The organism is Kitasatospora sp. NPDC058115 (assembly GCF_042884635.1).
GTDB lineage: Bacteria > Actinomycetota > Actinomycetes > Streptomycetales > Streptomycetaceae > Kitasatospora.
Genome location: NZ_JBHVTL010000025.1, coordinates 21432 through 44138 on the forward strand (window position 1 = coordinate 21432; position 22707 = coordinate 44138).

The window sequence follows — 22707 nt, forward strand, 5'->3', positions numbered from 1 at the left end:
GTGAAGGGGGACGGTGGGTCAGAAGGCGTTGACGCCGGTGAGCGCGCGCCCGATGAGCAGCTGGTGGATCTGGCTGGTGCCCTCGTAGAGGGTCATCACCCGGGCGTCGCGCAGGTACTTGCCGACGGGGTACTCGTCGATGAAGCCGTAGCCGCCGAACACCTGGAGGGCGTTGTTGGCGGCCCGCACCGCCGCCTCGCTCGCGAACAGCTTGGCGACGGAGGACTCGGTGGCGAACGGCAGGCCGCGCTCGATGTGGTCGGCGACCTTCCAGGTGAGCAGCCGGGCCGCCTCGACGTCCACGGCGATGCCGGCGAGCAGCTGCTGCACCAGCTGGTGCGAGGCGATCGGCGCGCCGAACTGCTCGCGCTCCCCGGCGTAGCGGACGGCGGCGTCCAGGCAGGCCCGGGCGATGCCGACGCAGCCGGCGGCGACCGACATCCGGCCCTTGGCGAGCGCGGCCATGGCGACGGCGAAGCCCTTGCCGACCTCGCCGAGCCGGGCGTCGTCGGGCACCCGGACGCCGTCGAGGACGAGCTCGGCGGTGGCCTGGCCGCGCAGGCCGAGTTTGCCGCGGATCTCGGTGCGGGTGAAGCCGGGCAGGCCGGTGGGCACCAGGAAGGCGGTGATGCCCCGGTGGCCCGGTCCGCCGGTGCGGGCGAAGACGAGGGCGACGTCGGCCCAGGTGCCGTTGGTGATGAAGGTCTTGCCGCCGCTGAGCAGCCAGGTGTCGCCGTCCCGCACGGCCCGGGTGGTGAGGTTGGCGGCGTCGGAGCCGGTGCCGGGTTCGGTGAGGGCGAAGCAGCCGAGCGCCTCGCCGGAGGTGAGCCGGGGCAGCCAGTGCCGCTTCTGCTCCTCGGTGCCGAAGGCGTTGACGGACTTGGCGACCAGGCCGAGCGAGACCGAGACGATGCCGCGCACGGCGGAGTCGCCCCGGCCCAGCTCCTCCAGGACCAGGCAGTACGCGAGGTGGTCGCCGCCGCTGCCGCCGTACTCCTCGGGAACGGTCAGGCCGAGGAAGCCGACCTCGCCCAGCTTGCGGACGATCGCGCGGTCGACCGACTCGGCGCGGTCCCACGCGGCGGCGTGCGGCGCGAGCTCGCGGTCGGTGAAGGCGGCCGCGAGCTCGCGGAGGGCGGCCTGCTCCGCGGAGAGTGCCAGGTCCATCGGGCGCCCCCAGGTAAACTAGCGCTGCAAGTTTTACGAGGGGACTGTAGCTCCGACCGGCCGCGCTGGGAAGGGGCACCTGCCAGAATCGCTCCACACCCCCACCCGACCGGAGGAGCCGCGCCCGATGCCCCGCCCGCGCACCCCCCTGCTCAACCGCGAGCGCATCGTCGCCGCCGCGCTCCGGCTGGTCGACGAGGAGGGGCTGACCGCGCTCTCCACCCGCCGGCTGGCCGCCGAGCTCTCGGTGAGCGGGCCGTCCCTCTACAACCACTTCGCCACCAAGGACGCGCTGCTGGACGCGGTGGTGGACGGGGTGATGGGCGAGGTCGACCTGTCGATGTTCGCCGCCGGCACGCCCTGGCCGCAGGCGCTGCGCGACTGGGCCCGCTCCTACCGGGCCGCGCTCGCCGCCCACCCGAACATCGTCCCGGTGCTCGCCCAGGGCCCCGGACGCCGGCCGAACGCGCTGCGGCTGGCCGACGCCGTCTTCGGCCACCTGGTCGACGCCGGCTGGCCGCGCGGGCAGGCGACCAGGATCGGCGCGCTGATGCGGTACTTCGTCACCGGCTCGGCGCTGGCCTCGTTCGCGGCCGGGTTCCCGGAGGACGCCGGGGTGTACGACGCGGCCGACTACCCGCACCTCGGCGAGGCCCACCGGCTCGCCGAGCACCGGGCGGCCGTCGACGAGGGCGCCTTCGAGACGGGGCTGGAGGCGCTCCTCGACGGGCTGGTGCTGCGCTTCGAGAGGCTGGAACAGCGGGATCACCAGGGCTCGCGGGCCACGAACGCCGGACGCAGCGAGGGGTCCACCGGGTCGTAGTACCGGTGGTAGACGGGGGTCAGCCCGCCGGAGACCGGTGGCACGATCCAGCTCCAGTCGGCGGGCGTCGGCCGCCCGGCCCGCTTCTCCTGCGCGATGTGCCGCAGGAACCGCCCGGACTCGGTGTGGTGGTCGGCCATGGTCACCCCGGCCTCCTCGAAGGAGTGCAGCACCGCGACGTTCAGCTCCACCAGGGCCCGGTCCCGCCAGAGCGTGCGCTCGCTGGAGGTGTCCAGGCCGAGCCGGCCGGCGACGGTGGCGAGCATGTCGTAGCGGTCGGCGTCCGCCAGGTTGCGGGCGCCGATCTCGGTGCCCATGTACCAGCCGTTGAACGGCGCGGTGGGGTAGTGCACGCCGCCGATCTCCAGGGTCATGTCGCTGATCGCCGGGACCGCGTACCAGCGCAGGCCGAGCTCGGCGAACCACGGGTGCGCGGGGTGGGAGAGCCGGACCTCCAGCGTGGTGTCCTCGGGCAGCCCGTACCAGGCGGGCCGTTCGCCGGGCCGTTCCTGGACCAGCAGCGGCAGCACCTCGAACCGCTCCTCGCCGCCCTTCCAGCCGAGGTCCCGGGCCCGGGCGGCGAGCTGTCCGCCCGCCGGGTCGCCGATCCACCGGCCGTCCGGGCCGGGGTGGCCGGCGTAGCGCACCAGCTGCTGGTTGAGGATCCGGGCGGCCGGACGGCCGGGCCGGTCGGGCGCGAACACCGAGACCACCGGGCGGATCCGGCCGCCGTTGGTGGCGGTGCGCAGGTGCTCGAAGCACTCGCCGGCGATGTCGTCGGCGGAGGAGAGGTGGCGCAGGTCGCGCACCACCAGGCTGCGCCAGTACAGCCGGCCGATGCAGCGGGCGGCGTTGCGCCAGGCGAGCTTGGCACCGTGGGCGAGTTCGGCGGGGGTGTGCTCGTAGGTGCCGGTGCGGTCGATCTCGTCGAGCACGGCGCGTATCCGGGGCCCGGGATCGCCGGCGGCGGGGTGCTCGGTGTGGAACTGCCGGATGAAACCGGCGGCCTGCCGGGGGTCGGTGAACTGCTGCGGGCCGGTGCCGGGCTGCTCGGGGGCGGGCGCCGGGGGTTCCTCCGGCACCAGGTGGCCGTGGACGTGGGCGTGCGAGTAGGGGCAGGCGGCGGCGGGCCTGCGGGTGCCGCCCGTGCCGCGGGTGCGAAGCCGGTCGAAGATCAAGGACATCCCTCCTGCCCGACAGGGATACCGGAGGTGCGCGGTCGACCGCAGGGAGTGAACGATTCGGCCCCGCCCCCGGCGCTTTGGCGCTAGGGTGCGGGGCCGACGGCTCGGCGCGGGTCGCTGCGCCGTCAGTGACGCTCCGTCACACGTGGTGCGGCAGACCCTTCGGGATCCTGACGGGGCGCCCCTTGGATCCCTTTCGTCATGAGTGAGGTGAACGGTCACACAGCCGTCTCGCCGGGCCGGGCCAGGGAGAGCCCGAACCGGCCCTCGTCGTCCGTCCACCAGGCCGTCAGCCGCAGCCCGGCCGCCGACAGCTCCTCGGTGACCCGCTCCCGGCGGAACTTCGCCGACACCTCCGTGCGCAGCTCCTCGCCCTCGGCGAAGTGCACCGGCAGGTCCAGCGCCGGGATCTTCACGGTCTGCGTGACCAGCGAGCGCAGCCGCATCTCGATCCACTCCTGCGCCGGGTCCCAGAGCGCCACGTGCGCGAAGGTCTCCGGGTCGAAGTCGGCGGACAGCTCGCGGTTCAGCACGTTGAGCACGTTCCGGTTGAACTCCGCGGTCACCCCGGCCGCGTCGTCGTAGGCGGCGACCAGCACCGCCGGGTCCTTCACCAGGTCGGTGCCGAGCAGCAGGAAGTCGCCCGGGTCGAGCGCCTCGCGCAGGGCGCGCAGGAAGCCGGCCCGCTCGGGCGGCAGCAGGTTGCCGAGGGTGCCGCCGAGGAAGGCGACCAGGCGCGGGCCGGTGGCCGGCGGCAGGGCGAGCCCGGCGGTGAAGTCGGCCAGCACGCCGTGCACCGCGAGGCCCGGGTACTCGGTGGCCAGCGCCTCGCCGGCCGCGGTCAGCGCGCTCTCGCTGACGTCCACCGGCACGTACGACTCCAGCGTGCCGAGGCCGCGCAGCGCGTCCAGCAGCAGCCGGGTCTTCTCGGAGGAGCCGGAGCCCAGCTCCACCAGGGTGCGGGCGCGGGTGGCGGCGGCGATCTCGCCGGCCCGGGCGGTGAGGATGGCCCGCTCGGCCCGGGTCGGGTAGTACTCCGGCAGCCGGGTGATCTCCTCGAACAGCTCGCTGCCCCGCGCGTCGTAGAACCACTTGGGCGGCAGCGTCTTGGGGTCGGCGGTCAGCCCGGTCTCGACGTCGTGCCGCAGCGCGGTGCTGAAGTGGTCGGCGGGCAGCCGCCGGGTGAGATCGAAGGTGCTCATGACAGGTGGGTCCTCTGTTCAGGAAGTGAAAGATGTGAATCCGCGGTGGGCCGCGGGTCGCCGCGTCAGAGCGGCTTGACGGTCACCCCGTCCGGGCCGGCCAGCAGCAGCGACCGGTCCGGTACGACCGTCCAGTCGGGATGGTCGTCGGAGGGCTCGGAGGCGACCAGCACGCCGAGGCCGGGCACCGTCCGGTGGTGCAGGGTGTCGCCCCAGGTGGTGGCGGCCATCTCCCGGCCGTCGGTGAGCAGCAGGTTGATCCGTCCGGTGGTGTGCGCGACCGTCTCCGCGACGGTGTCGGCCAGCGCCTCGCCGAGCCCGGCGCCCGCGCGCAGCCGGTGCAGCGCGAGCGCCCACAGCAGGGCCGAGTCGGTGCGCGACTCCAGGGTCAGCAGTTCCTGCGGCGGCAGCAGCGCGGCGAGCGCGCCGGTCCGCTCCGGCCAGCCGGCCAGTGCCCCGTTGTGGCTGAACAGCCAGCGCCCGGCGGCGAACGGCGCGGCCGCCTCCTCGCCCGCCGCGCAGCCCTCGGTGGCCGAGCGGACCGCCGCCAGCAGCGCCCGGGTGCGCAGGACCCGGGCGAGATCGGCGAACGAGGCGTCCGCCCAGACCGGCCCGGCCCGGCGGTAGCGGGCCGGCACCTCGTCGCCGTCCGCGTACCAGCCGAGGCCGAAGCCGTCCGCGTTGACCGTGCCGTACTGCTGCAGGCGCGGGGCCCAGGACTGCCGGTAGAGCCCGGACGCCGGTTCGACCAGCAGCGTCCGGGGGGCCACCGGCTCGCCCAGGTAGCCGAGGTGGCGGCACATCAGCCGGCCTCCGCGACGGTCCCGCGCCCGCCGCCGCCACCGTCGTCGACGTCGGCGGCGGTGCGGAACCCGGCGAAGATCTGCCGGCGCACCGGGTAGTCCCAGTTGCGGAAGGTGCCCCGGCAGGCGACCGGCGCCACCGCGAAGCAGCCGCCGCGCAGCACCTTGTGCTCCGGCCCGAAGAACACCTCCGAGTACTCCCGGTACGGCCAGGCCCGGAAGCCCGGGTAGGGGCGGAAGTCGCTGGCCGTCCACTCCCAGACATCGCCCATCAACTGCCGTACCCCGTACGGGGAGCGGCCCTCGGGGTAGCTGCCGGCCGGGGCCGGGCGCAGGTGCCGCTGGCCGAGGTTGGCGTGCTCGGGCCCGGGCGCGCCGTCGCCCCACGGGTAGCGCCGGGAGCGGCCGGTGGCCGGGTCGTGCCGGGCGGCCTTCTCCCACTCGGCCTCGGTGGGCAGCCGCCGCCCGGCCCAGCGGGCGTAGGCGTCGGCCTCGTACCAGCTGACATGCAGCACCGGCTCGTCGAGCGGCACCGGCTCCAGCGCGCCGAAGCGGCGGCGCAGCCACTGGCCGTCCACGTGCTGCCAGTACAGCGGTGCGGTCAGCCCGGCGTTCCTGCGGTGCGCCCAGCCCTCGGGCGTCCACCAGTGCGGCTCGTCGTAGCCGCCGTCCGCGATGAAGCGCAGATAGGCGGCGTTGGTGACCGGGGTGGTGTCCAGCCGGTAGGCGGGCAGGCCGACGCGGTGGGCGGGGCGCTCGTTGTCCAGCGCCCACGGCTCGGTGTCGGTGCCCATGGTGAACGGGCCGGCCGGGATCAGCACCTCGGCGGGCAGCGCGGCGGCGTCCGCCGGGGCGGGCGGCGGCGGGGGAGCGGCCAGCGCCGGTTCGCCCTTGCGGAGCTGATGGGTGATCAGCATGGTCTCGTCGTGCTGCTGCTCGTGCTGGGCGATCATGCCGAAGGCGAACCCGGCGGTCAGCAGCGGCGGGCCCTCCAGCGGGCTGGCGGCGAGCAGGTCGAGCACCCGGCCGCGGACCTCGCCCGCGTACGCGCGCGCCTCGGCGGGCGGCAGCAGCGGCAGGCTCGGCCGCTCGGCGCGGGGGTGCTCGAAGGCGTCGTAGAGCGGGTCGATCTCCGGATGCATCGGGTCGCGGCCGCCGACGTTGCGCAGCAGCCAGAGCTCCTCCTGGTTGCCGATGTGCGCGAGGTCCCAGACCAGCGGGGACATCAGCGGGGAGTGCTGGGCGGTGAGGTCGTGGTCCTCGACGCAGTCGGTGAGCGCGGCGGTGCGGGCGCGGGCGGCCAGCAGCTCGACGGCGATCGTCTCGCGCAGCGCCTCCGGGGTCAGCGCCTGCGGCGCCGGGGCGGCGGGGGCCGGGGCGTCCGGCGTGGAGCGGTTCGACGGGGGAGTGCCCCCGGCCTGGCGGGCGTCGTCGATCATGGTGCGGCCTCCTCCGGGGGAGTGCGTCGGGTGCCGGCGCGCAGGGCGTCCAGCTGGTCGTCGGCCGGGCAGCGGCCGCGCGCGGGGTAGCGCTCGGCGTAGGCGGCGACGGTGGCGCGCAGCCGTTCGGCGCCGGGCAGCCGGCCCAGCGCGGCGTCGGCGGCGGCGAAGCAGGCGAGGGCGGCGCGGCGCAGTCCGGGGTCGGCGGTGGCCAGGGCGGCGGCCCGGCGCCAGAGCTCGCTGCGCGGCGGGCGGGGGTCGTCGTCCCGGGGCGGCTGCAGCGGTTCCAGGGCGGCGAGCGCGGCGTCGGCGGCGAGCGGGTCGTCCAGCAGCGCGGTGACCAGGGCGGTCGGCACCACCCAGCCGTCGCCCGGCTGGGCGTCGATCATCCGCAGTTCCAGGTGGCCGTGCGGGCGCACCGGCGGGAACAGGGTGGTGCGGTGGTAGTCGAGGTCGGCCAGGGTGGGCGGGCGCTCGCCGCCGCCGCGCAGCCAGTCGCCGAAGGTCAGCCCGGCGGGCGCGGTCCAGGGCAGGCCGTCGTGGCGGCGCACGCAGAGCACCTCGGCGTCCAGCACGTAGTCGGCCCAGGCCTCGCGGGGGTCGCCGTGGTCGGGCGCCGGGGCGAGCGTGCGGCTGGGGTCCATCCGGGACCACACGGTCTGCCGGGTGGAGCGGTGCCCGGTGGGGCGGCCGTCCAGCAGGGGGGAGTTGGCGAAGGCGGCGACCAGCACCGGGCCGAGCCGGTGGGCGAGCAGCCAGCGGCGGTCCAGCGCGTGCGGGCCGTCCTCCGCCCCGGCGTCCAGGCAGACCTGGAGGGAGGCGGTGCCGGTCATCATGATCCGGCCCCAGGGGCCGGCCGCGTCGAAGTGGCGCTCCATCGCGAGGTAGCGCGGATGGTCCAGCACCATCGTGCGGGGGCGGGCCAGCGGGTCGGTGCCGGTGCCGATCAGGCGCAGGCCCTGGGCGGCGAAGGCGGCCCGCAGGGCTCCGAGGTCGCGCCGGGTGTCGGCGACGCAGGCGGTGAGGCTGTCGGCGGGCGGGGAGCTGAGCTCGACCTGTCCGCCGGGTTCCAGGGTGAGGCGGGAGCCGGAGGGGAGCGAGGTCCCGTCGGGGCCGCCGAGCGGTAGTGCGTCCAGTGCGGCGTGCAGCCGCTCCGGGGGGACCGGGCTGTCGGGACATCGTTCGTCGTGGACGAACGACTCGACCTCGACGCCGACCAGCCGGGGCGGGCCGATCTTGAAGCAGACGCCCGCCATGTGGCTGCGCGCGGCCGATTCGGTGAGCGGGCTCACCGCGTCGGCTTGCGGCTGCGGGCTCTGCCGGTCGGTCGGGTTGGGCGGTCGAAGGGGTATCACCGGACTCTCACCATCCTCGGGACACGGGTGCGGCCCGGACTACCCTGCCCAGTCTGCCCCGGACCATGCGGAGCCGCCGCGCAAACATCCGGTGAAGGCCGGTCGTCGCAGGCGGGAACGGTGCGGACGGGTGAACGGGGCCGGCCGGGGGCGGGATCCGGCCACCGGAGCGCACGGATCCGGCCGCCCGGACGGCGAGCACCCCGTGCACCGCCCATCGCGCACCGCCCCACCGTGCACCGCCCCACCGTGCACCGCGTGCCGCACCGGGCGGGATCCGGTCAGGCCCGCCCGGCCAGGTGCGCCGCGAGGCCGCGCCGGCCGCGCCGCATCATCACCGCGTGGTTGGCCCGGAACAGCGGGCGGGCGGGCAGCGCGAGCCGGCGCAGCAGCGGCTTGGCCGGGCGGGTGTCCTCCTCGAACAGCGCCAGCGCCCCGCCCGCCCCGTCCGCGGTGACCGTCCAGCGCGACCAGCCGGTGAGGTCCCCGTGCATGGCGGCCTCCAGCACCCCGGCGCCGGGGTCGCGCCGCACGGCGGTGAGCCCGATGACGAGCCGGTAGGGGAGCAGCGCCCGGACCAGCACCTCGCCGCGGTCGGGACCGGTCCGCCGGACGGCGCGGACCTCCGGCCACCAGCGCGGGTAGCCGGCCACGTCGGCGAGCGCCTCGAACACCTCCCCCGGCGGTGCGGCCAGCCGCCACACCCCGTGGAACCGGTAGTGGTTGGGGTCCACGGGGGCACTGTAGCGGCGGGCCGCGGGGTGCCCGGTGCGGCGCCCGCGGGAAGGGTGCACTCCGCTTGCATGCGTTCGGCGTGCAAGGGAGGATCTTTTGTGCTTGTAGTCTCATCAGTCACAGCTGCCACATCCGGTGGCTGAGCGACCGGAACCGGAGCGAAGGAGTCCCGAGGATGCGGCGACCGAACTGGGTACCGGAGGGCACGGACCTGGACAAACCGAACGCCGCACGCGTCTACGACTACTACCTCGGGGGCTCGCACAACTTCGAGGTCGACCGGGAGATGGCCCGCAAGGCCATCGCGCTGTGGCCGGAACTGCCGCAGATCATGCGCTCCAACCGGGCCTTCCTGCGCCGCGCCGTCCAGTTCACCGCCGAGCGCGGCATCGGCCGCTTCCTGGACATCGGCTCCGGCATCCCCAGCTTCGGCGCCGTCCACGAGATCGCCCGCGCCATCCGCCCCGAGGCGCAGGTCGTCTACGTGGACCGCGACCCGGTCGCCGTCGCGCACAGCCGCCTGCTGCTGGAGGACGACCCGGGCAGCTCCGTCGTCCAGGCCGACGTCCGGGACGTCGAGGACCTCATGTCCCGCCCCGAGGTGACCGCCCTGCTCGCCGCCGGCGAGCCGGTGGCCGTGCTGCTGGTCGCCGTCATGCACTTCGTCCAGGACGCCGAGGACCCGTGGAAGCTGATCGCGGTGATCCGCGACGCCCTCCCGCCGGGCAGCGCCCTGGTCCTCTCCCACGCCTCCCTGGAGGGCCGCCCCGACCAGGCCGAGGACCACCAGCGGCTCTACCGGATGACGCCCACCCCGCTGACCATGCGCACCCACGAGCAGATCACCGCGATGTTCGAGGGCTTCGAACTGGTCGAGCCCGGTGTCGTCTACCTGCCGCAGTGGCGGCCCGACCAGCCCGAGACGGTCGGCGAGCACCCCGAGCGGATGACCGGGGTGGCGGGCGTGGGGTTCCGTTCGTGACGGAGGCGCCGGAACCGAGCAGCGGCGCCGAACGGTTCCACGAGGACTGGGCGCGGCTGCTCTCCGGTGACCACGGCACGGCGGTCCACCCCGGGCTGCTCGGCCGGCTCGTCTCGCGCACCGCCGGGCTGCTCCACCGCGCCCAGCTCGACCACCCCTTCGAACCGCAGCTGGCCGCCGCCGCCGGGGCCGAACTGGTCGAGGCCCAGTTCACCGACCCGGTGGTGCTCGCCCGGGCGGTCGAACTGCTCCAGCGCCACCGCGCCGCCGACGGCCGCGGCCCCGCCCTGAGCGGCGCCTTCGCGGCCGGCTGGGCGGCCGCGCTGCGCGAGCGCACCCTGCGCGAGCAGGAGGCCATCCGCACCGCCGCCGACCTCGCCCGCAAGGAGGCCGAGCGGGCGCTGCGCGCCTCCGAGGCCCGCTTCCGCGCCCTGTTCGAGAGCGCCGCCATCGGCATCGGCATCGGCGACACCGACGGCAACATCCTCGCCGCCAACAAGGCCCTCCAGGACCTCTTCGGCGCCGGCCCCGACGACATGATCGGCCGCCGGGTCGGCGACCTCGTCCACCCCGAGGACACCGACGGCGTCTGGGAGGCCTACGAGGAGCTGATCAGCGGCAAGCGCGAGTACTTCCAGTTCGACAAGCCGTACTACCGGCAGGACGGCGAGATCGTCTGGACCCATCTGACGGTCTCGCTGATCCGCGACGACGACGGCCTGCCGCAGTACCAGGTCGCCATGCTGGAGGACGTCACCGACCGCTACCGGCTCCAGGAGCGGCTGCGCCACCAGGCCACCCACGACCCGCTGACCGGCCTGCCCAACCGGGCCGCGTTCTTCGAACGGCTGGAGAAGCTCTTCGAGGACCCGGACCCGGGCGCCCGGTTCGGCCTCTGCTACGTCGACCTCGACGGCTTCAAGGTGGTCAACGACAGCCTCGGCCACGACACCGGCGACCAGCTGCTGTGCGCCGTCGCCGCCCGGCTGAAGGCCGCGCTCGGCCCGCTCGGGCACCTGGTCGCCCGGCTCGGCGGCGACGAGTTCGTCGTCCTGCTGGAGAACAGCCGCGGCGAGCAGGAGGCGGTCGCCGCCGCCAAGACCGTGCTGAAGGCGCTCGCCGGGCCGGTGCTGATCGGCGACCACAAGCTCGCCGTCGGCGCCAGCGTCGGCGTCCTGGAGCGGCGCGTGTCCACCACCACCCCCGGCGCCGCCGTCCGCGCCGCCGACCTCACGCTCTACCGCGCCAAGGAGGCCGGCCGGGGCCGCTGGACGCTCTTCGACCCCAAGGAGAACGCCCGCGCCGTCTCCCGCTACGCCGTCTCGGTGCGGATGCCCGCCGCCCTCGACCGCGGCGAGTTCTTCATCGACTACCAGCCGCTCTACGCGCTAGCCGACGGCCGGCTCGCCGCCGTCGAGGCGCTGGTGCGCTGGCGCCACCCGCAGCTCGGGGTGCTCGGCCCGGACGAGTTCGTCACCACCGCCGAGGAGACCGGGCTGATCATGCCGCTCGGCCGCTGGGTGCTGGAGCAGGCCTGCGGCCAGGCCGCCGACTGGATCAAGCGGTTCGGCGACGCCGCGCCCCAGCTCAACGTGAACCTGGCGGTGCGGCAGGCCCGCAGCGCCGCCCTGGTCGGCGACCTCGGCCGGATCCTCGACACCACCGGCCTCGACCCGTCCCGGCTCCAGCTGGAGATCACCGAGTCCACCGTGGTCGGCCCGGAGGACGAGGCGCTGCGCACCCTGCACGGGCTGGTCGGCCTCGGCGTCTCGCTCGCCGTGGACGACTTCGGCACCGGCTGGTCCAACCTCGCCTACCTGCGGGACCTGCCGGTCTCCGGGCTGAAGATCGCCGGCTCCTTCGTCGGCGACCTGCACGACCCGGCCAAGGACGAGGGGACCGGCTGGCGGATCGTCAGCGGCCTGGTGTCGATGGCGCACGCCCTCGGACTGACCGTCACCGCCGAGGGCGTGGAGACCGGACGGGACGCCGAGCGGCTGCGCGTCATCGGCTGCGACTGGGCGCAGGGCTGGCACTTCGGGCGCCCGGTGCGCCCGTCCGAGATCGCCCGCCGGATCGCCGAGGAGCCGCGCGGCCGTCCGCTCGCCGGCTGAACGCCCGGCGGCCGTGACGGGCGCCCGGCCGCTCAGCCCACCAGCCGGGACAGCTCGATCGAGTGCCCGGTCCGCTCCGCCTTGGCCCGCAGGTAGCGGACGTTGCTCTCCGACACGTGCACACCGGTCGGCACCCGGCGCTCCACCGTGACGCCGAGCGCGGCCAGCTGGGCGGCCTTGTCGGGGTTGTTGCTCAGCAGCTCGATGCCGCCGACGCCGAGCGCCCCGAGCATCTGCGCGGCGGCGGTGTAGTCGCGCCCGTCCTCCGGCAGCCCGAGCGCGGTGTTGGCGTCGTAGGTGTCCAGTCCGGCGTCCTGGAGGGCGTAGGCGTCCAGCTTGTTGTAGAGCCCGATGCCGCGCCCCTCCTGCCGCAGGTACAGCAGGTACCCGCCGGCGTCGGCGATCCGCTCGACGGCCTCGCGCAGCTGCGGCCCGCAGTCGCAGCGGGCGGAGCCGAACACGTCCCCGGTCAGGCACTCCGAGTGCAGCCGCACCAGCGGCGTCGCGCCGGCGTCCACCGTGCCGAGCGCCAGCGCCAGGTGCTCCGCCCCGTCGGCCAGCCCGTGGAAGGTGAGGACCTCGGCCTGCGCCCGGTACCCGTCCGGGAAGACCAGCGGGATCCGCACCCGCGCCCGCACCCGGGCGGCGCCGTCGGCCCCCGGAGAATCGTTCTGCGGCTGCGGCGGCTGCACCTGCGGCATGGCGGGGGCCTTTCGTGACGGGCGGTTCGGGTGGGGCTCGACTGCCGACGGTACTAGGTAGTTCCAATTTGAACAACCTTCCCGCGGGGCGTCCCCGAAGGGTCGGCGCAGCTCACGAACGGGTTGCCGGACGGAAACCGGGGGGGTAGGGGCGGACAAACGGGGGGTGGCAGTGAGAGACTGTGCGCGCGCGAGCGGTCCAGGAGTTGCCGCGCTGGTGTTCAATGCGCCGTGACGCCCTCAATGGCGAGGGGACCGCCGGTGCCTTTCCCCCGGGACGACGGGGGAGGCGCCCTGTCTGTCGCTTCAGACCATGGAAGGTCCTCAGAAGATGTCGGCTACCCCCGTGCCCGCTGCGTCCCACGACGCCGGGAACCCCGCCATTGAGTCGCTCTACGCCGAGGTGCTCCGCCGCAACCCCGGTGAGCCCGAGTTCCACCAGGCCGTGCACGAGGTCGTGGAGACCCTCGGCCCCGTCCTGGAGCGCCGGCCCGAGCTGGCCGACGCCCGCATCGTCGAGCGCATCGTCGAGCCCGAGCGCCAGGTGATCTTCCGCGTGCCGTGGACGGACGACCAGGGCCGGATCCACGTCAACCGCGGCTTCCGGGTGGAGTTCAACAGCGCGCTCGGCCCGTACAAGGGCGGCCTGCGCTTCCACCCCTCGGTGAACCTCGGGATCGTGAAGTTCCTGGGCTTCGAGCAGATCTTCAAGAACGCGCTGACCGGCCTCGCCATCGGCGGCGGCAAGGGCGGCTCCGACTTCGACCCCAAGGGCCGTTCGGACGCCGAGATCATGCGCTTCTGTCAGTCCTTCATGACCGAGCTGCACCGCCACCTGGGCGAGCACACCGACGTCCCGGCCGGGGACATCGGCGTCGGCGGCCGGGAGATCGGCTACCTGTTCGGCCAGTACAAGCGCATCACCAACCGCTACGAGTCGGGCGTGCTGACCGGCAAGGGCATCGGCTGGGGCGGCTCGCAGGCCCGCACCGAGGCCACCGGCTACGGCTGCGTGCTCTTCACCCAGGAGATGCTGCGCGCCCGCGGCGAGGAGCTGGACGGCCTGCGGGTCTCCGTCTCCGGCTCCGGCAACGTCGCCCTCTACGCGATCGAGAAGGCCCAGCAGCTCGGCGCGACCGTGGTGACGGCCTCCGACTCCACCGGCTTCGTGGTGGACGAGAAGGGCATCGACCTCGACCTGCTGAAGGAGATCAAGGAGGTCCGGCGCGGCCGGCTCACCGAGTACGCGGAGCAGCGCGGCAGCCACGTCCGCTACCAGGAGGGCACCGGCGTCTGGAGCGTCCCGGTGGACGTGGCGCTGCCCTGCGCGACCCAGAACGAGCTGGACGAGGCGGACGCGCTGGCGCTGGTCCGCGGCGGGGTGCGGGCGGTCGCCGAGGGCGCCAACATGCCGACCACGCCGGAGGCGGTCCGGGTCTTCCTGGAGGCCGGGGTGGCCTTCGGTCCGGGCAAGGCGGCCAACGCCGGCGGTGTCGCCACCAGCGCGCTGGAGATGCAGCAGAACGCCTCGCGCGACGTGTGGTCCTTCGAGCGGACCGAGGAGCGGCTGGCCGCGATCATGCGGAACATCCACGCCGCCTGCTACACCACCGCGGAGAAGTACGGCCGTCCCGGGGACTACGTGCTGGGTGCCAACATCGCCGGCTTCGAGCTGGTGGCGGACGCGATGCTGGCGCAGGGCCTGATCTGACACCGGGTCGTCACACCGCCTCCCCGGCCGGCCGCAGCGCGCGCCGGCCGGGGAGGCGGCGGTCTGTCGGGACACCGTGCAGGTCACCCGACCGGAGCGGGCACGTGATGTCGGGTCCGGGTGGTGGACGCCCGCCTACGGTGAGGAGCGTCAGAAGGAAGGACGGGGGCGGGGACCGATGCTGGACCGGCTGAACCAGGCCATGGAGTACGTCGAGGAGCACCTCGACGGGACGGTCGACCCGGCCGAACTGGCGCGGATCGCGGTCACCTCGGAGTACCACTTCCGGCGGCTGTTCTCGGCGCTGGCCGGGATGCCGCTGTCGGAGTACCTGCGCCGCCGCCGGCTCACCCTGGCCGGGGCGGAGGTGCTGGCCGGGGAGCGGACGCTGCTCGACGTCGCGGTGCGCCACGGCTACGGCTCGGGCGAGGCCTTCGCCCGGGCGTTCCGGGCGATGCACGGGGTCGGCCCCGGCGAGGCCCGGCGCTCCGGTGCGGTGCTGGTCTCCCAGCCCCGGATGTCCTTCCGGCTCGTCGTCGAAGGGAGTAGCAGCATGAAGTACCGCGTTGTCGAGAGGCCGGAGTTCCGGATCGTGGGCCGGCGGGCACGGGTCCCCCTGGTCTGCGAGGGGGTCAACCCGGCGATCGCCGCGTTCGTCAGGGGCCTCGGGCGGGAGGAGATCGACCGGATCGCGGCCCTGTCGGAGCAGGAGCCGACGGGGATCGTCGCGGTCACCGAGGTCTTCTCGGACCACCGGGAGGAGGGCGTCCCGCTGGACTACTACCACGCGGTGGTGACCGGAGCGGGTACCGAGGCACCGGAGGGCCTGGACGTGCGCGAGGTCCCGGCCGGCAGCTGGGCGGTGTTCGCCAACACCGGGCCGTACCCGCGGGCGCTGCAGGAACTGTGGCGGGACGTCTTCACCCAGTGGTTCCCGTCCAACCCGTACGAGTTCCGGCCCGGCCCGGAGCTGCTGCGGGTGAACGTCCTGCCCGGCGGCGAGGAGGCCGAGGCCGAACTCTGGATACCCGTGGTCCGTTCGGCGTAGCAGGAACGCCCGCTCGACGGCCCCCGCCCGCATGCTGGGGCGGGGGCCGTCGAGCGGAGAGTGGAGCGGGGATGCCCAAGGCGTTCGGGTTCGTCGACTACGGCGGGCCGGAGACTCAGGAGTTCCTGGACCGGCCGGTGCTGGAGCCCGGCCCGGGCCAGCTGGCGGTCGCCGTCCGCGCGGCCGGGGTGAACCCGGTCGACTGGAAGGTCCGCCGGGGCTGGATCGGCCAGGTGCGCGAGCTGCCCGCCGTCATGGGCTCCGAGGCGGCCGGGGTGGTCGAGCGGGTCGGGCCCGGCGTCACCGGGTTCACCCCGGGCGACGAGGTGTTCGGCATCGCGGCGGCCGGCGCGTTCGCCGAGCAGACGCTGCTGGCCGCCGCGTCGAGTGCGCTGAAGCCGGCCGGGGCCGGCTTCGAGCAGGCCGCCACCCTGCCCGTGGCGGCCGCGACCGCCGACGACGCGGTGCGCGACGTCGGCGTGGGCGCCGGGCAGACCCTGCTGATCCTCGGCATCGCCGGCGGCGTCGGCAGCGCGGCCGCCCAGATCGCCCGCAGCCGCGGCATCCGGGTCGTCGGCACGGCGGGCGACGCCAACCGCGGGTACGTCGAGTCGCTGGGAGCGGTGCAGATCCGCTACGGCGAGGGCGTCGCCGACCGGATCCGGGCGGCCGCGCCGGACGGCGTGGACGGCCTGCTCGACCTGGTCGGCGGGAACGACGCCCGCGCCGCCGCGGTGACCCTGGAGGACCGCTCCCGGCTGGTGTCCACCGTCGACCCGACCACCGCCGAGGAACTCGGCGGGCGCTACATCACCCGCTCCACCAGCCCCGGGACCCTCGCCGCCCTGGCCGGACTCGTGGCCTCGGGCGAGCTGGACCCGCACATCGGCAGCCGCTACCCGCTGTCCCGCGCCGCCGAGGCGATCGCCCTCGTCGAGTCGGGGCACGCACGCGGCAAGGTCGTCCTGGAGATCGGCTGAGGGAGGGCACGATGAAGCAGCGGACGGTGACCACCGGCGGCCCGTGCTGGGTCGAGCACGGCAGTGCCGACCCGGCGGCGGCCCAGCGGTTCTACGGCGAACTGTTCGGCTGGCAGCCGGAGCCCGACGAACGCCCCGAGGCCGGCGGCTACACGTTCATGAGGCTGGACGGGGCGGTGGCCGCCTCCGTCGCCCCGCTCTACGGCGAGGGCCAGCCCACCGCCTGGAGCGTCTCCTTCCTGGTCGAGGAGGCCGACGCCGCCGCCCGCCGGGTGGTGGAGGCGGGCGGCGCCCTGGTCGTGGAGCCGACGGACGCGCTGGACTACGGCCGGTTCGCGATCGCGGCCGACCCGTCCGGCGCGGTCTTCGGCCTCTGGCAGGCGGGCCGGCTGCGCGGCGCCGAGGTGCTCAACGCGCCCGGCGCGCTCGGCTGGGTGGAACTGCTCACCCGGGACCCGGACGGCGCCCGCGCGTTCTACCCGGCGGTGTTCGGCTGGACGGCCGGCCCCGCCGGGCCGTACACCCAGTGGGGGCTGGGCGACGGCGACTTCGGCGGCATGCTGGCCATGGGCGAGGACTTCCCGCCGCAGGTGCCGCCGCACTGGCTGCCGTACTTCTCGGTCGCCGACGTGGACGTCTCGGCGTTCCGGGCCGGCAACCTCGGCGCGACCGTGCTGGTGGCGCCCGCCGACCTGCCGGGCGGCGGGCTGCGGATCGCCGTGCTGCGCGATCCGGTGGGTGCGGCGTTCGGCCTCTACTTCCGCTCGGGGACCAGGGGAGCGGGCTGACGCCGGCGCACGGCGGCCACCGCGGCCCCGGCCGTCACCAGGACGGCGGTCAGCGGCACCACGTCCCCCACCCGCAGGTACCAGGTCGACGTGGCCGGCGCGGTCAGCGGCAGGTCCACCACCAGCGCGCCGGTGTCGTCGGTGCCCAGCCGCGCCAGCTCCCGCCCCTGCGCGTCGAAGGCGGCCGACACCCCGGTGAGCGAGGCCTGCACGGCGGGCCGCCCGGTCTCGGCGGCCCGGATCGCGGCCAGCGAGACGTGCTGCTCGGGCGCCCAGCTGCGCTGGAAGGTCGAGGTCGAGGACTGGTAGACCAGCACCCGGGCGCCGTCCCGGGCCGCCGTGCGGGCCATGTCGGGGAACGCCGACTCGAAGCAGATCAGTGCGCCCACCGGCAGCGGCCGTCCCGAGCGGTCCACGGTCGGCAGCAGGTGCTGACCGCTGCCGGGTGCCCGGTTCTCGCCCGCCGCCCGGCTGACCCCGGCGATCCAGCCGAGCACCGGGCGCAGCGGGATGTACTCGCCGAACGGCACCAGCCGGATCTTCCGGTAGCGGTCGGCCACGCCGTCCGGCGACACCAGCACGGCGTCCTTGGAGATCCGCCCGTCCGCCTTGCGGGCGTCCTCGCCCGCCAGCAGGCCGGCCCCGGTCGCGGCGGACAGCGCGCGCAGCCGGCCGAGCGCCGCCGGATCGCGGTCGAGGTCGGCGGTGGTGCTGGACTCGCCCCAGACCACCAGGTCCACCGGCTGCTGCCCGACCAGGGCGGCGGTGGCGCGGGCACTGGCCTCGAAGCGGGCCTGCGGATCCTCGACGATGCCGGGCTGGACCAGCGCGATCCGCACCTCCCGCGGCTCCCCGGCAGCGGTGGCCGGGGGCGCCGGGCGCAGCGCGAACAGCAGCGGCCCGGCCGCCAGCGCCGCCGCCGCGAGCAGCGCGGCCGCCGCCCGGGGGCGCGGGTCGACGGCGGTGAGCAGCACCAGCACGGCGGTGTTGACCGCCACCACGGCGGCGCTGACCAGCCAGATCCCGCCCGCCGAGGCCAGCGCCAGGACGGCCGGGTGCTGCCACTGGGTGGCGCCGAGCAGCGCCCACGGCCCGCCCAGCGCGGGCCAGGAGCGCGCGTACTCGGTGGTCAGCCAGACCGCCGCGACCACCGGCGGCGCGAGCAGCGCCCGGCGGACCGTCAGCGGCGGGCGCAGCAGCCGCCACACCGCGACGCCCACCCCGGCCTGCAGCGAGCCGAACACCACGGCGATCAGCGGCAGGGCGGGCCCGACGGAGGACAGCAGCCAGGACATCCCGGTCAGGATGAACCCGGCGCCGAACCACCAGCCGCGCACCGCCGCCTCGCGCGCCCCCGGCGCGCGCTGCATCAGCAGCAGGCCGGGGACGAGTGCGACCCAGGCGAGCGCCGCCACCCCGGGCGCGGGGAAGGCGAGCACCGGCAGGGCTCCGGCGGCGAGCGCCGCCAGCCGGGGCCGGTAGCGGGCGGCGGCCCGCCCGGGGCGGGAGGGGACGGCGGCGGACGCCGGGGCGGGGGGACCGGAGGGGCCGTCGGGGCCGGTGAGCAGGGGAGGGCGCGGCATGCCCCGTATTGTCCGCTTGGCGCGCCCCCGTCACCAGCCCCTCGATCACCCGGACGGCCCAACGGCCGACGGCGGGTCAGCCCTCGTCGCCCTCCAGGTCGCCCTCGGTCTCCAGGAACGCCGCCTGGAGCTGCTCGATCAGCTCCGGATCCGGCCGCTCCCACAGCCCCCGGCTCGCCGCCTCCAGCAGCCGCTCGCTGATCCCGTGCAGCGCCCACGGGTTGGCGCCGGCCAGGAACTCCCGGTTGACCGGGTCCAGCACGTACTCCTGGGTGAGCTTCTCGTACATCCAGTCCGCGACCACCCCGGTGGTGGCGTCGTAGCCGAAGAGGTAGTCGACGGTCGCGGCCATCTCGAAGGCGCCCTTGTAGCCGTGCCGGCGCATCGCCTCGATCCAGCGCGGGTTGACCACCCGGGCGCGGAAGACCCGGGCCGCCTCCTCGGTCAGGGTGCGGGTGCGGACCGTCTCCGGGCGGGTCGAGTCGCCGATGTAGGCGGTCGGCGCCTTGCCGGTGAGCGCGCGCACGGTGGCCACCATGCCGCCGTGGTACTGGAAGTAGTCGTCCGAGTCGGCGATGTCGTGCTCGCGGGTGTCGGTGTTCTTCGCGGCGACGGTGATCCGCTTGTACGCGGTCTCCATCTCCTCGCGGGCCGGCCGGCCGTCCAGCCCGCGCCCGTAGGCGTAGCCGCCCCAGACCGTGTACACCTCGGCGAGGTCGGCGTCGGTGCGCCAGTCGCGGCTGTCGATCAGCTGGAGCAGACCCGCGCCGTAGGTGCCGGGGCGGGAGCCGAAGACGCGCACGGTGGCCTTGCGCTCGTCGCCGTGCACGGCGAGGTCGGCCTGCACGTGGGCGCGCACGTAGTTGTCGGCGTCGTCCTCCTCCTGGGCGGCGGCCAGGCGCACCGCGTCGTCCAGCAGGGCGACGACGTGCGGGAAGGCGTCCCGGAAGAAGCCGGAGATGCGCAGCGTGACGTCGATGCGCGGGCGCCCCAGCTCCTCCGGGGACACCGCCTCCAGGCCGGTGACCCGGCGCGAGGCGTCGTCCCAGACCGGGCGCACGCCGAGCAGCGCGAACGCCTCGGCGATGTCGTCGCCGGCGGTGCGCATCGCGCTGGTGCCCCAGAGCGACAGGCCCACCGACGGCGGGTAGGCGCCGTCGTTGTCGGCCCGGTAGCGCTCGACCAGCGAGGCGGCCAGCGCCTGCCCGGTCTCCCAGGCGAGCTTGCTGGGCACCGCCTTGGGGTCGACGGAGTAGAAGTTGCGGCCGGTCGGCAGCACGTTGACCAGCCCGCGCAGCGGGGAGCCGGACGGGCCGGCCGGGACGAAGCCGCCGCGCAGCGCGTGCAGCACGGCGTCCAGCTCGTCGGTGGTGGCGGCCAGTCGCGGCACCACCTGGACGGCGGCGAACTCCAGCACCTCGCGCACCGCGTCCGGCAGGCCGTCGGCGACCTTCCCGGCGGCCTCGGGCGCCCAGTCGGCCGCCTCCATCGCCTCGACCAGCTCGCGGGCCTTCGCCTCGGCCGCGTCGGTGGCGCCGAGGGTGAGCGCGGCCTCGTCCAGGCCGAGCGCCTCGCGCAGGCCGGGCAGCGCGCTGACGCCGCCCCAGATCTGCCGGGCGCGCAGGATGGCGAGCACGATGTTGACCCGGTCGGTGCCGGCCGGCGCCTGGCCGAGGACGTGCAGGCCGTCGCGGATCTGGGCGTCCTTGACCTCGCAGAGCCAGCCGTCGACGTGCAGCAGGAAGTCGTCGAAGCCGTCGTCCTCGGGGCGCTCCTCCAGGCCGAGGTCGTGGTCCAGCTTGGCGGCCTGGATCAGGGTCCAGATCTGGGCGCGGATCGCGGGCAGCTTGGCCGGGTCCATCGCGGCGATGTTGGAGTGTTCGTCGAGCAGCTGCTCCAGGCGGGCGATGTCGCCGTAGGAGTCGGCGCGGGCCATCGGCGGCACCAGGTGGTCGACCAGGGTGGCGTGGGCGCGGCGCTTGGCCTGGGTGCCCTCGCCGGGGTCGTTGACCAGGAACGGGTAGACCAGCGGCAGGTCGCCGAGCACCGCGTCCGGGCCGCAGTCGGCGGACAGCGCGGCGGTCTTGCCGGGCAGCCACTCCAGGTTGCCGTGCTTGCCGAGGTGGACCACGGCGTGCGCGCCGAAGCCGCCGTCGGCCTCGGCGGCGGCGATCCAGCGGTAGGCGGCCAGGTAGTGGTGGGACGGCGGGAGGTCCGGGTCGTGGTAGATCGCGACGGGGTTCTCGCCGAAGCCGCGCGGCGGCTGGATGAGCACCAGCAGGTTCCCGGAGCGGATCGCGGCGAGCACGATGTCGCCGTCCGGGTTCTGCGAGCGGTCGACGTACAGCTCGCCGGGGGCCGGGCCCCAGTGTTCCTCGACCCGGGTGCGCAGGCCCTCGGGCAGGGTGGCGTACCAGCGGCGGTAGTCGGCGGCGGGGATGCGCACGGGGTTGCGGGCGAGCTGGTCCTCGGTCAGCCAGTCCTGGTCGTAGCCGCCGGCCGCGATCAGCGCGTGGATCAGCGCGTCGCCCTCGTGCTGGTGCTCGCCGTCGGTGTCCAGGCCCGGCAGGCCGCTGCCGAGGTCCATGCCCTCCGCGCGCAGCGCGGTCAGCAGCCGCACCGCGCTCGCCGGGGTGTCCAGGCCGACGGCGTTGCCGACCCGGGCGTGCTTGGTCGGGTACGCGGACAGCACCAGGGCGAGCCGGCGCTCGGCGGCCGGGACGTGCCGCAGCCGGGCGTGCGCGACGGCGACGCCGGCGACCCGGGCGGCGCGCTCCTCGTCGGCGGCGTAGACGGTCAGGCCGTCCTCGTCCAGCTCCTTGAAGGAGAACGGGACGGTGATCAGCCGGCCGTCGAACTCCGGCACCGCGATCTGGGTGGCGGTGTCCAGCGGGGACAGGCCGTCGTCGCTGGCCTCCCACTGGGCGCGCGACCAGGTCAGGCAGAGCGCCTGGAGGATCGGCCGGTCCAGCGCGGCCAGCGCGCCGGCGTCCCAGGCCTCCTCGTCGCCGCCGGCCTGTGCGTCGGCCGGGCGGGTGCCGCCGGCGGCGAGCACGGTGGTGACGATCGCGTCGGCCCCGCCGAGGGCGGCCAGCAGCTCCGGCTCGGCGCCGCGCAGCGAGGCGCAGTAGTACGCGCGGGCCTGCGCGCCCTTGTCCTCGATCGCCCGGCAGAGGGTCTCCACGAACGCGGTGTTGCCGCTCATGTGGTGGGCGCGGTAGTAGAGCACCGCGACGGTCGGGCCGTCGTCCGTGCGGGCCGTGCGCTCCAGCGGGCCCCAGGCCGGGGCGGAGGCGGGCGGGGCGAAGCCGTGGCCGGTGAGCAGCACGGTGTCGGAGAGGAACGCGGCGAGCTCGGCGAGGTTGGCCGCGCCGCCGTGCGCCAGGTAGGCGTGCGCCTCGGCGGCGATGCCGGCGGGGACGGTGGACAGCTCCATCAGCTGGGCGTCGGGGGCCTGTTCGCCGGTCAGCACGACCACCGGGCGGGGGCCGGCGAGCAGCGCGTCCAGGCCCTCCTGCCAGGCCCGGCGGCCGCCGAGCAGACGGACCACGACCAGGTCGGTGCCCTCCAGCAGGGCGGGCAGTTCCGCGGGCGCCAGCCGGGCGGGGTTGCCGAGGCGGTAGCGGACCGGCCCCTCGGAGGCGCGGGCGCTCAGCAGGTCGGTGTCGGACGTCGACAGCAGCAGAATCATGCGAAGGCCCTCCCGGCCTCGGAGCCGCCCCGAGCCGAAGGGCGCGCCGGCGTTGAAAGTGACGAGTGACAAGCGACTGACGAAGGACGGAGCGCCGGAGCGAGGAGCGTCAACGGCGGGTTCGAGCGCCCGGAGGCGGGCGGGCGAGTGCCTGCGGGCACGGGCGCGAGCAGGGGCGTGGGCACGGGCGACTGCGGGGTCGCGGGCATGCGGCGGCGCATGGCGTTCAAGCCTTCCTCGGGGTCCGCGCCCCGGGCCGGTGGAGGACGGCAGGAGTTCCTGGCTCCCGCGCTCCACCGGGAGGCCCGGTGAACCGCGGTCACAGTGGCGGGACCGCACCGGGTTCGCACCGGTTTCCTCCCCTGCGCCGTCGCTGGCGTCGGACGGTCCGCGGGGACCGT

At 75.3% G+C, this 22707-nt stretch carries 17 protein-coding genes and 1 riboswitch; of the genes, 7 read left to right on the top strand and 10 right to left on the bottom strand.

Annotated elements, in window-relative coordinates; translation table 11 throughout:
• Positions 1-18: 18 nt before the first annotated feature.
• Positions 19-1167 (bottom strand): acyl-CoA dehydrogenase family protein, encoded by a 1149-nt coding sequence (locus ACFVVL_RS25355; RefSeq protein ID WP_387678932.1) that lies wholly within the window; start codon positions 1165-1167, stop codon positions 19-21.
• 127 nt (positions 1168-1294) lie between these two features.
• Here ACFVVL_RS25355 and ACFVVL_RS25360 point away from each other — a divergent pair, with 127 nt between their 5' ends.
• Entirely contained in the window at positions 1295-1990 is a 696-nt protein-coding gene (locus ACFVVL_RS25360; RefSeq protein WP_380287405.1) for a TetR/AcrR family transcriptional regulator C-terminal domain-containing protein, read from the top strand.
• Here the strand turns inward: ACFVVL_RS25360 and ACFVVL_RS25365 are convergent.
• The 6 genes from ACFVVL_RS25365 to ACFVVL_RS25390 all read right to left on the bottom strand — a co-directional run bounded on the left by ACFVVL_RS25365 (position 1933) and on the right by ACFVVL_RS25390 (position 8707).
• On the bottom strand, positions 1933-3174 hold the full coding sequence (locus tag ACFVVL_RS25365; protein ID WP_387678935.1) for a nitric oxide synthase oxygenase: 1242 nt from the start codon (positions 3172-3174) through the stop codon (positions 1933-1935). The two genes, ACFVVL_RS25360 and ACFVVL_RS25365, sit on opposite strands and share 58 nt — an antisense overlap.
• 218 nt (positions 3175-3392) lie before the next feature.
• Complete coding sequence (gene egtD / locus ACFVVL_RS25370) at positions 3393-4376, bottom strand: L-histidine N(alpha)-methyltransferase (protein WP_387678938.1); 984 nt, start codon at positions 4374-4376, stop codon at positions 3393-3395.
• A 65-nt stretch (positions 4377-4441) separates the two neighbouring features.
• Entirely contained in the window at positions 4442-5179 is a 738-nt protein-coding gene (gene egtC, locus ACFVVL_RS25375; RefSeq protein ID WP_380287408.1) for an ergothioneine biosynthesis protein EgtC, read from the bottom strand.
• A complete protein-coding gene (gene egtB, locus ACFVVL_RS25380; RefSeq protein WP_387678941.1) occupies positions 5179-6618 on the bottom strand; it encodes an ergothioneine biosynthesis protein EgtB in 1440 nt (479 codons plus the stop codon). Before egtB ends, egtC begins: the two co-directional genes overlap by 1 nt.
• Positions 6615-7973 (bottom strand): ergothioneine biosynthesis glutamate--cysteine ligase EgtA, encoded by a 1359-nt coding sequence (gene egtA, locus ACFVVL_RS25385; protein ID WP_380287410.1) that lies wholly within the window; start codon positions 7971-7973, stop codon positions 6615-6617. Before egtA ends, egtB begins: the two co-directional genes overlap by 4 nt.
• Before the next feature lie 281 nt (positions 7974-8254).
• Positions 8255-8707 carry an SRPBCC family protein gene (locus ACFVVL_RS25390; protein WP_387678944.1) on the bottom strand — a complete coding sequence of 151 codons (453 nt, stop codon included), beginning with the start codon at positions 8705-8707 and terminating at the stop codon, positions 8255-8257.
• Positions 8708-8883: 176 nt separating this feature from the next.
• On the opposite strand from ACFVVL_RS25390, the gene ACFVVL_RS25395 reads away from it, so the two are divergent.
• On the top strand, positions 8884-9690 hold the full coding sequence (locus ACFVVL_RS25395) for an SAM-dependent methyltransferase (RefSeq protein WP_380287412.1): 807 nt from the start codon (positions 8884-8886) through the stop codon (positions 9688-9690).
• A complete protein-coding gene (locus ACFVVL_RS25400) occupies positions 9687-11804 on the top strand; it encodes a putative bifunctional diguanylate cyclase/phosphodiesterase (protein WP_380287413.1) in 2118 nt (705 codons plus the stop codon). Before ACFVVL_RS25395 ends, ACFVVL_RS25400 begins: the two co-directional genes overlap by 4 nt.
• A 32-nt stretch (positions 11805-11836) precedes the next feature.
• On the opposite strand, the gene ribA is transcribed toward ACFVVL_RS25400, so the two are convergent.
• Positions 11837-12505, bottom strand: a complete 669-nt coding sequence (gene ribA / locus ACFVVL_RS25405) for a GTP cyclohydrolase II (RefSeq protein WP_387678949.1) — start codon at positions 12503-12505, stop codon at positions 11837-11839.
• A 331-nt stretch (positions 12506-12836) separates the two neighbouring features.
• On the opposite strand from ribA, the gene gdhA reads away from it, so the two are divergent.
• The 4 genes from gdhA to ACFVVL_RS25425 all read left to right on the top strand — a co-directional run bounded on the left by gdhA (position 12837) and on the right by ACFVVL_RS25425 (position 17032).
• Positions 12837-14216, top strand: coding sequence for an NADP-specific glutamate dehydrogenase (gene gdhA, locus ACFVVL_RS25410; RefSeq protein WP_380287464.1), 1380 nt, complete (start codon positions 12837-12839; stop codon positions 14214-14216).
• Between the two features lie 178 nt (positions 14217-14394).
• Positions 14395-15264 (top strand): GyrI-like domain-containing protein, encoded by an 870-nt coding sequence (locus ACFVVL_RS25415; RefSeq protein WP_387678952.1) that lies wholly within the window; start codon positions 14395-14397, stop codon positions 15262-15264.
• 71 nt (positions 15265-15335) lie between these two features.
• Positions 15336-16244 (top strand): NADP-dependent oxidoreductase, encoded by a 909-nt coding sequence (locus ACFVVL_RS25420; RefSeq protein WP_380287466.1) that lies wholly within the window; start codon positions 15336-15338, stop codon positions 16242-16244.
• 11 nt (positions 16245-16255) lie between these two features.
• A complete protein-coding gene (locus ACFVVL_RS25425; protein WP_387678954.1) occupies positions 16256-17032 on the top strand; it encodes a VOC family protein in 777 nt (258 codons plus the stop codon).
• Here ACFVVL_RS25425 and lnt read toward each other — a convergent pair.
• Both lnt and cobN read right to left on the bottom strand, forming a co-directional pair.
• The gene (gene lnt, locus ACFVVL_RS25430; RefSeq protein WP_387678957.1) at positions 16999-18615 is read right to left on the bottom strand and encodes an apolipoprotein N-acyltransferase; all 1617 of its coding nucleotides are present in this window, start codon (positions 18613-18615) and stop codon (positions 16999-17001) included. The genes ACFVVL_RS25425 and lnt overlap by 34 nt on opposite strands.
• Positions 18616-18691: 76 nt before the next feature.
• Positions 18692-22306: a cobaltochelatase subunit CobN gene (cobN, locus tag ACFVVL_RS25435; RefSeq protein ID WP_387678959.1), complete on the bottom strand. Its 3615-nt coding sequence runs from the start codon at positions 22304-22306 to the stop codon at positions 18692-18694.
• A gap of 273 nt (positions 22307-22579) precedes the next feature.
• Positions 22580-22666: riboswitch (cobalamin riboswitch) on the bottom strand.
• Between the last annotated feature and the right edge of the window lie 41 nt (positions 22667-22707).